Source organism: Flavobacterium pectinovorum (assembly GCF_006438875.1).
Lineage (GTDB): Bacteria > Bacteroidota > Bacteroidia > Flavobacteriales > Flavobacteriaceae > Flavobacterium > Flavobacterium pectinovorum_A.
On sequence record NZ_RCZH01000024.1, the window covers coordinates 73545 to 88932 of the forward strand.

General features: G+C 33.4%; 8 protein-coding genes and 1 riboswitch. Of the genes, 4 read left to right on the top strand and 4 right to left on the bottom strand.

Features of this window, described 5'->3' with window-relative positions:
* Positions 1 to 16: 16 nt before the first annotated feature.
* Positions 17 to 6412: an FG-GAP-like repeat-containing protein gene (locus tag EAH81_RS25105; protein WP_140511734.1), complete on the bottom strand. Its 6396-nt coding sequence runs from the start codon at positions 6410 to 6412 to the stop codon at positions 17 to 19.
* Between the two features lie 6 nt (positions 6413 to 6418).
* Entirely contained in the window at positions 6419 to 6871 is a 453-nt protein-coding gene (locus EAH81_RS25110; RefSeq protein ID WP_140511735.1) for a T9SS type A sorting domain-containing protein, read from the bottom strand.
* Positions 6872 to 7292: 421 nt separating this feature from the next.
* Here EAH81_RS25110 and EAH81_RS25115 point away from each other — a divergent pair, with 421 nt between their 5' ends.
* Entirely contained in the window at positions 7293 to 10166 is a 2874-nt protein-coding gene (locus EAH81_RS25115) for an alpha-amylase family glycosyl hydrolase (protein WP_140511736.1), read from the top strand.
* 249 nt (positions 10167 to 10415) lie between these two features.
* On the opposite strand, the gene EAH81_RS25120 is transcribed toward EAH81_RS25115, so the two are convergent.
* Positions 10416 to 10643 (bottom strand): DUF6814 family protein, encoded by a 228-nt coding sequence (locus EAH81_RS25120; RefSeq protein WP_140511737.1) that lies wholly within the window; start codon positions 10641 to 10643, stop codon positions 10416 to 10418.
* A 13-nt stretch (positions 10644 to 10656) separates the two neighbouring features.
* Positions 10657 to 12153, bottom strand: a complete 1497-nt coding sequence (locus tag EAH81_RS25125; protein ID WP_140511738.1) for an MFS transporter — start codon at positions 12151 to 12153, stop codon at positions 10657 to 10659.
* 242 nt (positions 12154 to 12395) lie between these two features.
* Positions 12396 to 12588, top strand: a riboswitch (cobalamin riboswitch).
* 333 nt (positions 12589 to 12921) lie between these two features.
* Here EAH81_RS25125 and EAH81_RS25130 point away from each other — a divergent pair.
* The 3 genes from EAH81_RS25130 to EAH81_RS25140 all read left to right on the top strand — a co-directional run.
* Complete coding sequence (locus EAH81_RS25130; protein ID WP_140511739.1) at positions 12922 to 14241, top strand: DUF5074 domain-containing protein; 1320 nt, start codon at positions 12922 to 12924, stop codon at positions 14239 to 14241.
* A gap of 280 nt (positions 14242 to 14521) precedes the next feature.
* Positions 14522 to 15085 carry a hypothetical protein gene (locus EAH81_RS25135; RefSeq protein WP_140511740.1) on the top strand — a complete coding sequence of 188 codons (564 nt, stop codon included), beginning with the start codon at positions 14522 to 14524 and terminating at the stop codon, positions 15083 to 15085.
* 74 nt (positions 15086 to 15159) lie between these two features.
* On the top strand, positions 15160 to 15388 hold a 229-nt coding region (locus EAH81_RS25140), incomplete at its 3' end, for a transposase (RefSeq protein WP_140510948.1).

Here is a 15388-nt window from a genome sequence, read left to right on the forward strand (position 1 = left end):
ATTAAATATTGTTCTTCTAAAAATACAACGTACTAAAAAATTGATTTTTAGAAAAAATAAAACCTTGATATGTTGTTCTTAAATTCAACAAACCTTGCTTCAACTGAATAAGCGGTGTAAATAATGTTACAACACCAGCTGCTCTCAATTGCGTCTGAAAAGATATTGGTAGTCTTGTCTGGGTATCAATACCATAGTTGTAATAATCACTATATACTTTTTTCGCATCCCTGACAAGTATTCTATCATATTCGATGACACGTACATCAACAGTGGCACCTATTATTCCATCAGCACCTATAAAAATATATCCCGCATCATGTTTTTGTGCCGCAACATCGACCATATCTACCGGCGTTTCTCTTCTATAAAATGTAGAGGTTGGTGTTGGTCCTATATATTCCGTTCCTAGCCATCCATCGCAATCTCCCGTACAGGGTAAACTACCTTTAGTAGAATTTACATTAATATTCGAATTTTGGTTGTTCAAACTCGCATAACTACTCCTATTAACCGGAGGTCCTGAACTTTTACTTCCACCTCCAAAAAGTGACTTGAAGTTTCTACCAATAAAATTGCCCACATCTTTGGCTGCTTTTCCTACTGCAGTACCCGCTTCGTCAATATTTCTGGCACTTGCCCAGCCGCCTACCCAACCTTTGAGACCATCTGCAAAAGCTTTATTATCTACCATCTTGTCAGGATTATAGTCCGGATAATTATTATTGCCACCACAACCCTTACAATCTTTTCCATCACCAAAAGCATTCCCGCTAGGATCTGTATACTTCAATGGATTGTTTAATACATAGCCATATTGGTTGTAGTTTTGCGTATTGGTTGGGTCTTGTATGTAATTGTCAACTTGCAGGAATCTATGCAGCATTGGGTCGTATAATCTGGCATTCATGTTTATTAGTCCAACACTTTGCAAATGTTCATGACCTGTATAACCACGATCTAAAACGGTTAGACCAGTTAATGCCTTGCCTGCTCCATCTTGTACTTTTATGATGCTGCCCCAGGCATCAAACAAACGCTTCTCCACTACCGCTGCATTGGCATCTGTTACGGCAAGAATAGTCCCTTGATAATCACGGTGTAAATATAAATAACTTGCTGCGTTTACTCCATCGCTTTTTATCGCTATTGGCGCTGAGTAACCGTCTCCACCAATATAGGTAATAAACTCCGTATTGCCTGTTATTATGTTTTCTTTAATTTCGATTGTACCATCTCCAGAATAATGCTTACGCAAAGGTCTTAACAATTTATCCTCCAGACTCCCGTAATACATAGTACTGCGCTGGTTGTTGTCGTTATAACTAAAACTTATTTTATCTACGCCTGTTTCTGTAATTTGCAGTGGGCTCTTGAAAGCATTATAGGTTACGTCTAATTTTTTTTCTTTTTTGTTTCCTGTATCTTCAGTAACAGCACCTCCTCTATTAGTATAATACCCAAGAGCTTCCGGTGTAAGGGTTATAGAATTATTTTGATAAGGTTTTGCTTTATCATAATTATAAGTCCCTAAATTATTATTTTTTATTTTTCCCGATGCCTCATAATTTTGTATTTCCTTAACGCCATCTTTATTAGTAAATTCATTAAGTCGGTCTATTTCATCATATTTAAAATCTTCTTTATAATTACTAAAGGAGCTATTAGTACGATTGTCTAAATTATCTGTTTGAAAGTCGAATTTTGTACTTAATGTTAAGACATTCCCTGTACCTCCAATTGTTTTATCGTATTTTATTTTTGACACATACCCATTGGTATCATACTCACTGGTAGTTTTTATACCATTGCCTAAGATACTTTCCAGTATTTGACCTTTTGCATTTAGTTCATTTGTTTGCCACAGTATTTTTCTTGTGGCATTATCAACAATTTGATACAAACTGCCGTTTTTATATTGTCTTTGTGTAGTAACAGTACTCTTTTTTGTCAGCCCTAATGCTGCTTCTTTCTTTTCGGTGTCGATTCTTCCTAAACCATCATAAGTAAATGTTGTGGTGAATTTAGAAACATTCGTTTTATCTTCCACTATTTTCAATACTCTTTTAAAAGTATCATCATACGTATAAGTCGTGATAATTTCATTACGTCCCGCAGCCTCTTTTTTATCTTTAAAAGTTGTTTTATTTAAAAGCTTAGTTGTGGTATCATATTCATAAATCGTTTCCGTTTCTGTTCCTGAACCTATAATTGTTTTTTTGATTGGTTTTCCGTTACTATCGCGGGTAATCGAGGTTACAACTTCACCATTTTTACTGGTTTCTATTTCAAGCTCGCCTAAATCATTATTTTTATAGGTAAAAGTACCCGCAGATGGATCTGTTAGTTTGGTTTTTCGGCCCCAGCCATCTTGTTCAATATTTATTTTTACGCCATTGTAATCTGTTTGTTTTAGATTTCCATTGGCAAAATAATCATACTTAATTGTTCCTCCGGTAGTTTCGGTAGAAGAAACAAGATTGCCTATAGCATTTTTTACAAAGCTTTTTGTTTTCTGACCATCAGTAATAGTCGACGTTAATAAATCATACTTAACCGTTGTCGCTCTGGTAGTAAACAATTGGCTTTCTACAGGTCGGCTGTAAATATCATATTTAGTCTCATTCCATTGCGATGCAGTTGCACCAAAATAAGGTTCACTCGTTTTAAAATTTCGATCAAAAACATCGTACATAAAAGATACATAAGTGAAGTTTCCGTTTAAATCTTTTTGTCCGGATTTGATTTTTCGTCCCAGATCGTCAAATGTTTCTTCGGTGGCACTTCCGTCTAATGAATCAGTTGTAACGGTGATAATCGTTTTTTCGGCGTTTCTTTTATAGTCATAACTTATTGTTTTATCTAGCTTATCGTCTTTGACCGTAAGTTTTTTAAACCACGCATCATAGGTAAATGATGTCGTTAAGGCATAAGGATTCGTTTGTGATTTTAAAGTCCCGTTTGGATTATAGACAAATGTTGTAGAAAATTTTTCATTGTCTGTAACTTTGGTCAAAAATCTACCCGAAGCGTCATATTCATAACTATTTTCTCTTGGTGCAAGACCAACAGCCGTTATTTTTTTGTTTATAATATTTCCAAAATCATCATAGTCATTATCTTCTGTAATAGCATTGGTATTATTCCCTTTTCGTTTAATTTCCTTTAAAAGTCCATTGTTATAATAACCATATGTTTCTGAAGAACTCATACTACTGCCTGTTACCGAAACACTTTGCGAATTGCTCACAGGTCTTCCAATAATATAGGGCGATGTCAAATTATTATTAGTAGTATTGTTATAATACGCAACATCTGAAACAGTGGTTTGAACTGTTGAAGTCCCTTCTTTTATAATGGTAGTTGACTTTAAAGGATTATCATAGTTGTCATACCCTATAGATGTTTCGCTATTGGCATTAGTTAGCGTATTAAATTGCTTAGTACTTGTATTCTTCAACCTGAAAACCTTATTTGAAAGAAGATTACTTTCGTAATTTGAAAGAGATTTTGTTATAAAATCCATAGGGGTATTAGGCGAATTATTAGCGCCTTCATTTATTTTTGCCGAGAATGTACTTCCTGGTTTGATCCAGGTATTAGGTTTTAGTGTAATACTTTCTATGGCGACAAGATTATCAGATCCTGTTACAGTATAATCGACATTTTGCCCCTTAACAATTGCATTGGGTGTTTTGGTATCTAATGTGGAAGTCAACGGTTCTCTAAATCCCCTAACAAAATAATTCTCAATACTAGCGCCTCTTAAATCAATATCGTTTTTTGTGATGCTTGAAAACATTGGTGTGCTATCATTATACCAATCTGTTTGATTTACAGATCGAAAGCCCATAAATCCAAGTCCTTCTACATTAGAAACTGCACCATAATAGGCAAACAATCTCTTTTTGTAAACGTCTTTGCTTTGGTTTTCCAGTTTAGAAACCACGTATAAATTAGGATCAATAAGGATATCCTGATTAGGATAACTTGCAATTCCTTTACTTGGATTGTAAATTATAGTAGGGTATAAATAAGTATTGGTAAACTTTGAATCTAGTGGAACATACGAAATTGCTTCTTGTACTCCATTACCAGTTGTAATGTTTGTCAATAAATTACTCTTTTTATAATCGTAACCGGAGTTATAAAAGTGAATTTTATTTTGATTAAAAAAAGCTATGTCAAGCGTCGAATTAATTTTGTTTCCTGCGCTATTAGAACTATTCAAAGATTGAGGTAAAAACACCGGAAGTGCATAAATATTAAGATCATTCCTTGGTCCCGTATTACTTAAAATTGGCTTATTTACAAAATCGCCATTTATACTTTCATAACAGGAAAGATTAAGATATCCATATGTTTTATCAGTAAAGTTATTGACTTTTATCAAATCTGTTTTACCATCATTATTAAAGTCTGCTGCAATATAATTATAGGAATTATAGGAATCATTACTGTTAAAAACTGCCTGGTACGATTTCTCTTCTTTTATCATGGTTGTTCCTGTTGAAGTATACTTATACCATTGTGATGAACCATTTGCCTTTGGAATCATAACATCTGATTTTCCATCTCCGTTAAAGTCTCCAACTAAAATAGGAAAACTGGTTGCAACACTAGTAGGATAGCCAGTTGCCAGGGCGCTATCAATAGAGGTGCTTCTATATAAAACGATAAGTTTATTTTCGATGTTAAGCGAATAAATAGTCATAAAACCTTTATCAAAAACAAATAGATCTGATTTCCCATCTCCATTAAAATCTGCAACTTCCAATCTAGCTGTTTCCGACAATTCACTAACTAGCATTCCGGGGAATGTTAGAAAATCCGTTGTTTTATCTCTTTTTAAATCGATAAAATACACTTGCCTACTTGCAGTAATAAACCCTTTCGCAGACTGGTTATCGATAACCAAAATATCAGTTAAACCATCTCCATTAAAATCACCAGACACAATTTTTCTTGGAACGATAGTTTTTGGAATACTAACAACACGATCATATTCCTTCTTGATATTATTACTTCCAAGAAAATTCACCATACTATATGCAGTAAAAGTATAATCTGAGCCCGCTTTTTTTGCAACAACCCAGCCTTGCGGCAGAATCTTATTATTAGAACTTAAAAATGTAGCTGCAAAAATATCTTCAAAGGCACCTACATTATGCTCCAATCCCATATTGACCATCTCCCCTGATTCAATATCAGAATACATCCAGTACTTTGTTTTTGCATCATTACCAATTGTTGGATAAACCAAACAATCCATTTTTCCATCTGCATTAAAATCGCCTGAAACAGCTGCAACATTTAATGATTTTATATTTCCAATATTCAATGAAGTCGTTATAGTCAGATACTTCATTTGCTCAGAAGTCCTATCATAATCAAAAAGCGTTGGGTTATAACTTTTTGTTCCATCACCACTTGTTTCTGTGACCTTAATTATCCTATCTCCTTCTGGAGACGAAAAGCTATAATTCCTAAAACCAATTGCACTTGTTAAAACTTTTATTTCTTTTAGCTTTTTACCTCTTATAATATTTTGCCCTCCAACATAACTATTTTCAGGAAAAATTCTGTCTTCATAAATAAATCTTACCACATTAAGTGGGCTGTCAGTGCTTAAAGATCCATACGTAATACTATCAATATACAGAGTGTTATTTAGCAACAAATAGTTATAATATATTCGAACTCCCTGAGCGTTTTCAAAATAAAAAATTGACCATTCCATGATTGATCTTGAATTTGATGAATTGCCATAATAGGCTTTTGATCCATCCGGATACTCGACTAAAAAGTAAGCCGGGCCATAATTTGCACCACTTGGAGAAACTGAATAAGAAGTAATTTTAATGTTTGAGAAATATTCAGTCTCATAAACCGTTTTATCTGCCCCGTAAGCTCCTGTTGTACCACTTTTCACTATCAGCCTTTGTCCGTCTAATGCAAACCTGTCTAATGCGTTAAAATCGACCGGATCTATGACGCCGTCATGAAACTTAGTAGACGGAATTCTGGTTATAGTCGAAATGCCGGAGATATCCCAACCTCTGGCAGCATTTCCGCTTAATCCATTCTGACTGTTGTAGTTTAAACTTAATTGAGGCTCAACATTATTTATCCCTTTTGGCACAGCAATAGGAATTGAATAATTTGCATTTCCATTTAATGAAACGGATAATTGCCCTTCTGTAATACCAACCTCGCTAGAATTACCAGTGGGAGCATTTGAAGCGGACATTGTAGCAGATAATAGTTTTTTATTGGTTGTAGGAGATATTACAGCTTCGCTATCAACTCTTTTTATTATCGTAACTTCTTCAACACTATCAATTGGAGTTGTCTGCCCAAAACCTAAAAAGCCAGACAATAAAAAAATCAGGGTTAAGTAAATATTCTTCATAGCCAATTATTGTTTAATGATTTTAATAGATTTTTCTCCTCCGTCTTTGTACGAAAGCAAAACAAGATATACTCCTGTTGAATAACTCTGAAAAGGGATATTTAAGCTGTCGGTTTTATCATTGACCTTATACATTTGCAACATTTGTCCTGTTACAGAATAAACCATAATCGAAGTGACATAATTCTCTTTGGCAAGCTGCCATTGCAAATACAATTCTTCTTTTACGGGATTTGGATAATAGGAGATCACATCTTGTGGAGAAAATTTCAATAAATCATCTTCTGTAATGGCTTCGATTTGTTTAACATCGGCACGTTTTGCAGTTGGAGAACAACCTGACAAACACAATATTCTGTTGGTTTGGTTTCCGGCAGCATCATAATCGAATGTGATTTTGGTCTGGGAGTTCCCTGTAAAAAAGAACAGGAATAAAAAAGGGAGTAGAATTATTTTCATTGCGGCTAATATTAAAAATATTTCTTACAAAAATGAGCCATATAAACTTTAAAGTAAAATTAATATTGTTAAATAAAATAGTAATAATATAAAAATAATATAATTAACACATTGCCGAAGTAAATGGAAAAATATTAAGAAAAATGCGTTTGATTGAACGTGTTTTTTATCAATTCAGAAAATTAGTGCAGCCATAAATAACTATTTGTTAAATAAATAGGGATGAAAAAACACAATTTGCAATTTTATTTTCTGTCTGAAAAATATCCCTTTTTGAGTGATTTTCAGGATTTCGGAATAAAGTTTTGAACACTACAACGTTTGCGTGAGGTGATTTCGAAAACGCTATCGTAGATTTTAGATTTATCGAATATCTTTATTAATTATCTCATTTTTTGCTTTAATACACATTACTTAAATTATGAAAAAAACTTTACTTTTATTTCTCCTTTTGTTGTCAGCACTTACATTTGCCCAACAGCAAACGGTTACTTATTCTGTAAGTCCATCCACTTTTGATGAGACCGCTTCTATAACCATTACAATTAACGGAAGTAGTGTTAATGAAAGCACTTGGGGAGTTACAGATCATTCCCTTTATTTATGGGCATGGGCCTTTGATACCAATGATACTACACAAAAAGGAACTCCAAATAATGGACCTTGGGAAGCATCAAGTGATGCAAGTAAATTTACATACAACGCTGGTTCGGACACTTATACCAAAACAATTACACCAACAACGTATTATAGTGTAACAGGAATTGGAAAAATTGGCTTTTTGGTTAAGGCCAAAAATGGAACTGGTGATAAAAAATCACAAGATATTCTGGTTGAAGTAGGATCATTTCAAGTAACATTAACGGCTCCGGCTGAAAATAGTACTACGATTTTAGCTTCGGGTTCAACTTTTAATATTTCGGCAACAAATACAAATGGAGCTGCAAGTTACTCTTTGAAAGCTAATGGGACTGTAATCAATACAAATTCCAGTGCATCAAGTTATTCTTATTCGGCTACAAATGTTGTAAACAATCAAAGTTATGAGTTAATTGCAACTCAGGGAACAACTACGATTTCTAAAAAGTTTTCGGTAGTTGTAAATCCAAATACAGTTTCAGAAGCTATGCCAGCAGGTTTAGTTGACGGAATTAATTATAATGTTTCTGATGCTACAAAGGCAACTTTGGTATTGGATGCGCCATTAAAAGACTTTGTTTACGTTGCAGGAAGCTTTAACAATTGGCAGCCTTCATCGGCGTATGCCATGAAAAAAGATCCAACTTCTGGAAAATTCTGGTTAGAATTAACAGGCTTAGTTTCTGGTGTAAATAATACGTATCAATATTGGGTGGTTGAGTCAACGCCAATAGCAAATTCACCTTCATTGGTTAAAACAGCAGATCCGTATTCAACCTTGGTTTTATCGCCTTTTGACGATCCTTATATTCCTACAGCTTCATATCCAAATATGCCGGTTTATCCAGCGGGACAAAATTTTGAAGTTACAGTGTTGAAAACGGGACAAACACCATACAACTGGAAAGTAACAAATTTTTCAAAACCTGAAAAAGATAAATTGGTCGTTTACGAAGTTTTGATTCGTGATTTTGATGCTAATAAAAATTATCAAAGTTTAATTGACCGAATCGATTATTTTAAAAATCTAAAAGTAAACGCGATCGAATTAATGCCGGTTATGGAATTTGAAGGCAATGAAAGCTGGGGTTATAACACTTCGTTTCATATGGCTTTGGATAAATTCTACGGAACTTCGGATAAATTAAAAGAGTTTATTGATTTATGTCATGAGAACGGAATTGCAGTGATTCTTGACGTAGCTTTAAATCATGCTTTCGGACGTAATCCTATGGTTAGAATGTGGATGAATGATCCTGATGGAGATGGTTTTGGTTCGCCAACAACTGAGAATCCTTATTTTAATACCGTTGCAAAACACAGCTATAGTGTTGGGGAAGATTTTAATCACCAGTCGCTTAAAACACAAAATTATGTAGATCGTGTTATCAAACAATGGATTGAAGAATACAAAATTGATGGTTTCCGTTGGGATTTAACTAAAGGATTTACGCAGGCTTGTACAGCAGCAGATGAAACTTGTACAAATGCATATCAACAAGACAGAGTCGATATCTTAAAAAAATATGCAGATTATTCGTGGAGTCTTGATCCTACACATTATACCATTTTTGAGCATTTAGGAACTGATGCTGAAGAAAAAGAATGGGCAAATTACAGAGTTACAGAAACGCCAAGTAAAGGAGTTATGATGTGGGGTAAAATGACGAATCAATACAATCAATTGTCAATGGGATATGCCACTGAAAGTGATATCTCAAGAATGGCAAGTTCTAGTCGTGGTTTTACTGCAAATCGTTTAATGGGTTATGCAGAAAGTCATGACGAAGAGCGTTTGATGTATAAAAATCTACAATACGGAGCTTCAAGCGGAACTTATAATGTAAAGACATTAAATACAGCTTTATCAAGAATGTCTGCAATTGGAGCGGTTTCATTGTTGATTCCGGGACCGAAAATGATTTGGCATTTTGGAGAATTAGGTTGGGAAAGCTCAATCTTTACTTGTAATGACGGTACTATAAACGATGCATCAACTACAATTGCAGGAGATTGTAAATTAGATACAAAACCACAGCCTCAATGGGTAAATAATTGGTTGGGAAACACCAATAGAAGTAAGATTTATAATGATTGGGCTAAAATGATTAATCTTAAAACTACGGAACCTGTATTTTTAGGAACTCCTGTTATTTCAAGTCCAAATTCATTAAGTATCAATATAAAAATCAAGAATGATAATTTGACAGCTGCACAATTAAAAGACGTTTTGATTCTGGCTAATTTCGATACTACAGCAAAAAATATTGCGACAGGTTTTCCATATACAGGAGTTTGGACCAATTTAATGGATAATACAACTATCACAGTTACAGATGTAAACGCAACTATAAGTTTACCGGCTGGAGAATACAGAATTTATGGGAACAAAAAAGCGAATTTAGCGATCGAAAATTTCGAAAAAGAAAATATAGTTAGTTTGTATCCAAATCCGGTTGCCAATTATTTTACTTTAGATATTGCAACAACCAAAGTTCAGGTTTACGCCATTTCCGGTCAATTGGTAAAAAGTTTTACAACACACGGAAATTTAGATTTTCAGTTTGGAGTAAGTGATTTAAAAACAGGTTTATATCTTGTAAAAGCTTTTGATGAGAATGATAACGTTCGAGTTGCAAAGTTTATTAAAAAATAATTTTTAGAATACCACGCGCGGACACAAGAATAAAAAAAATAACACGAATTATCACTAATTCGTCCGTGAAATTAATTTCACAAACAAGGTTAATGTATTAAAATTTGTGCAAATCCGTGCAATTCGTGTTCAAATAATAGTTTTAGAGTATGGTTTTATATTCTAAAAATGTAAAAATTGGTTTTGTTTAGTAATGAAAAAGGGTTGTCTGGAAACAGGCAACCCTTTTTGGTTCAATGTATTTTTAGATTATTTCTTTTTGTCATTGTATTCGCCAATTACAGCAAAATAACCAAAAGTTCCTAATCCTAAAACAATTAACGGAGTAAGAATAAAAAGAATAATGATGCCAAATACCAGATCATCTTGTTTGTCTGAGAGTAATTTGGGCAACCCAAATTCAAAAATGCAAAAGTACGTCGCGGCAACTGCGAGAAGAATCCATAAAACACCTAAAATTTGCTTAATCGTATTCATATTATATAGAGTATTAAAGGTGATTTGTTTTATTTTTATTATCAATATAAATCATTCCAATTACAAAACAAACAGAAGCGATAATGATTGGATACCAAAGTCCGTCAAGATAAAAATCTGCTTTTCCTGCTTGTTTTGAATGCGTTACAAAATAGGTTGAAATTGCAGGAAGCAAACCTCCAAAAATTCCGTTTCCAACATGATAAGGCAATGACATCGATGTATATCTGATTTTTGCCGGAAACATTTCTACTAAGAATGCCGCAATTGGTCCGTAAACCATTGTAACGAACAGTACCTGAATAAAAACCAGTAAAATCAAAGTCCATTCGTCGTTTGAATTAATATTTATTGATGTGCTGACCTGAGCTTCTTTTTTATTTGTCATATACGATGTTTTTTCCACTAAGGATGTTCCATCTGTAAATTCTTTTTTAATGGTAATGATCGAATCGTTGCTTTTTGTAATTTCTGTAGTTTGTTGTGTTTTTTCTATAATTTCGGTTTTGTAGCTTACATCAGTTGTATTGTACATCATTTTGTAGATTGGTCTGTAGAATAAAATGGCAAGAAGCATTCCGCCCATCATAATATATTTCCGCCCAACTTTGTCGCTCAGCCATCCAAAAACAATAAAAAATGGCGTTCCAATTAAAAGTGCTATTCCAAGTAATCCATCAACTTGTGAGGAATCGACGTTCATTACTGTTTTCATGAAGCTCATGGCATAAAATTGTCCAGTGTACCAAACAACGCCTTGTCCCATTGTCGCGCCAAAGAGTGCGAGCAAAACAAATTTTAGGTTGTATCTGTTTCCAAAACTTTCTTTTAGCGGATTTGTGCTCGTCTTTCCTTCTTTTTTTGCTTTGGCGAAGACCGGAGATTCATCCATGTTTTTCCGAATCAAATAAGATACTCCAACCATTACAATAGAAACCCAAAACGGAACACGCCATCCCCAGGAATCAAAATCTTCGGCAGAAAGCACATTTTTAGTAGCCAGAATAACCATTAAGGAGATAAATAAACCAATTGTTGCTGTAGTCTGAATCCAGGAAGTCCAATATCCTTTTTGGCCAACCGGAGCATGTTCGGCAACATAAGTAGCTGCGCCGCCATATTCCCCACCAAGAGCTAGTCCTTGCAATAAACGAAGAATTAGAACCAATAAAGGAGCCAGAAAACCAATAGTTTCATAACTGGGAATACAGCCAATTAAAAATGTAGATCCTCCCATTAATAATAAAGTGGCCATAAAAGTATATTTACGACCAATGATATCACCAAGTCTTCCAAAAAATAATGCTCCAAAAGGACGAACCACAAATCCTGCGGCAAAAGTAGCCAGCGTAGATAAAAAAGCTGCAGTAGGATTGTCGCTTGGAAAAAACTTGGTAGAAATTACAACCGCTAAACTTCCAAAAATATAGAAATCGTACCATTCAATCATAGTTCCCATTGAGGAAGCCGAAATTACTTTCCAAATGCCTTTTGTAGAATTTTTACTCATAAAAATATTTGTGTTTTTAATAGTTAATCGGATGTTTGAATGTTATTTTACGAATATATGAGATATTTTTTTATTTTGTTGATACTTTTTTAACAAAATTACTTCGATTGTTGACTTTGTGTTTATTCAGTCAGTAAATGCTTAATAATTCAAAATAAATCGTAGACTTAAGATGTGCAGATTGCTTTTAAAGATAAAGAAGTATTGTTTTCTTAAGAAAGAAAACACTAGTTTTGCAGCTCAAATTTAAAGCAGAAAATGGTTGTCATATTGAATAAATATAGACATTAAAAGGGAATTTGGTGTAACTCCAAAACTGTCCCGCAGCTGTAAGCTCATTAACTGAAACCCTTTAATACGTCACTTTTCATTTTGAAAGGGAAGGCTGGGTGTAGGGAGCAAGTCAGAAGACCTGCCATTTTTATAGTAATAAATAGCTTTCGGGGATTGAAGCTTGAATTAAAACCAATACTTTTTCACTCTATGTGATAATGGTATTGATTGGTTATTCTATTCTCGTAAGCCAAAAACAGAGTTTATGAGATTTTTTTTCTGCAAATATGATATCGTAAAAACAATTTCCTGTTGGATGTTTTTCTTTTCGATACCTGCCGTTTCATCATTAAAAAAAATCATTAAAACGTATCGTTGTACAAGATGTTTTGCTTTTTAAACAAAAGCAGGCAGAAGTCTATTTATAGCACTTTTGTTGAGCATAAACTGTACATCGATTTAAAGATTTAAGTAATTTAATTTAAATATTTAATAATGAAAAACCAATTTTTTTCCAGGCAGTTACTCGCAATTGCTTCTTTGATGATCTTAACAGTTTCATGTAATAATGATGATAATTTTACAGCGCCTCCCGTAATAAACGGCCAACAACAATTAAAAGATACTTTAACCATTGGTAAAACACTAAAATTAAGTTCAAAATTAAAAGATAGAAATAATGTTTCTTTCGAATGGGCTGTAGACGGAAAAGTGGTAGGATCTGATTCTACTTATGTTTTTAAATCAGAAACAAGAGGTGATTTTAAAGTTACAATGACCGCAAAAAATGATGGAGGAAAAGTGTCTCTAACATACAATGTTCTCGCATTAGGAGCTTATGAAAACGGTTTTTTCATGATCAACGAAGGATGGTTTGGACATGGAACAGGAACAGTTGGGTTTTATAGATATGATACAAAAGCAATCGAAGACAGTGTTTTTGTAAAAGCAAATCCGGGTAAAGATTTAAAACCAGTGTCGTCTACATTAGAATTTGGAACCATCTTTAACAAAAAACTATTCTTAGTTTCTAAAGTTGGCGGACCTGTTGTAGTCGCAGATGCTTATACACTTAAGGAAGAAAAAAGAATTCCGGCTCAAGGCGGAAATGATTGGCGTGCAGTAGTAGGCATTGATGAAAATCAGGCACTTCTGACTTCTGGTAAAGGAATATATAAGCTGAACTTGAATACAATGGCATTAAATGGGCAAGTTGCAGGTATTACAGATCAGGTTGGAGATATTGTAAAAGCTAACGGTTATATTTTTGCATTGTCTGCCTCAAAAGGAGTTATTGTAATGAACTCTTCAACATTGGCAGTTGTAAAAACGATTCCGGGGATGGTTTTAGGATTTGCTGTTACCGATGATAAAAAAGTCTGGGCAGCGGGAGGTACAAATCTTATAAGCATAGATTCTAATACTCTTACAGTAACTGAAATTCCGTTAGGATTTCAAGCTTATGGAAGTTGGGGAGCCTGGCATCCGGGATCTATTACGGCGGCTAAAAACAATGTTTTTATTGCTAAAAATGGAAGCTGGAGTGGTGGTAAACAAGTTTATAAATATACAGGCACTGCTGCATCATTAACAACGCCTTTTATTACATTAACAAATTCAAATATATTATACGGAGCAGGAATTGGTTATGATCGTCTGAAAAATACTTTGGTAGTAAATACCGTAAATGAAGGATTTGGGGCAAATTTCGCCATCAATAACCTTTATTTATTCAATGCTGATTCTGGTGTTAAAACAGATACGGTAAGTTTCTCAGGATATTATTTCCCTGCAGTTTCTGTATTTCAGCAATAAGTTTTTGTTTTTTAATCGCAAAGTGTTCTGAGATTTACGCAAAGGTTCGCAAAGTTTAATTTATGACTTTGTGGGCCTTTGCCTTTTTTTAGTTGCGAAGTTTTCCTCGAATAAATCGTCATTGATTCGTGTTAGTAAATTATAAGATATTATAATTAGTTTAATTTTAGTTAATCAGTGTTTTTTAATAAAAAACAATTTAGTTTTTTACTTATTGAAAATTAAGGGTTAATTATCTTTGGCTTGAATTAAAAAGAAATGAAAGTTCTAAAAAAGTATAATGAAGAAGAAAATTGGTTTGTTTATTGTTTTTTTGCTTTTGACTTCATGCGGAGGTGAGAAAAAAGTAGTTTCTAATGAAAATAAATGCAACGTTCGAATTATTCCTCCTTCAGAGGATTTTGAATCATTTTATAAAACGATTGATTCTAGTGATTTTTTTAAAAATGAACTTGCTAATTTTAATAATATTAATAACGGGATTTTTTATTATGAACGACATGACGGTATTGAGAATGGAGGTTTTTTTATTGTAAATATTGATAATAATTATAGCGGAAAAAGTAAAAGTTTGACGTTTTATAAGGATAAAAACTTTTCTATTGAGGATAAAAAGAAGTTAAATGAAACTTTAAAATTATTAAAAGAAGAAGATTATTTTCAAAGCTGTTCAGGAGATCAAGGTCATATGACAGTTTATTTATTGATAATAAAATCTAATAATAAAAAAGTTCAGTATTTTTCTTTTACTGGTTTTCCTTCTCAAGTAAAAATAGCTGATGATAATTTTAAATTAACTCAAGAAATCTTCGAAATAATTTATTACAATTCTCATAAGAAATAAAGAACGGATCAATCTCAAAACCTGGGGAGGAAATGTCAAAATAAAATAAGAACTTTGTAATCTAAGAATTTTATATGACCCCTATAGAACTTTTGAAGTTTATGCTTCCTGATTTTTTAGTAGAACATTTTGAAGTAGTTTCATCTACTAATAGCGAAGAAATATTACACCTCTATTTTGAAGAGAATTCTAAACCTCCAGAAGAGTTTAATAATCTTCAATTAGTATCAAAGGGTTTTCAAGATGAGATTACAATTCAGGACTTTCCTCTGAGAGGCAAGTTGGTGTATTTACATATCAAAA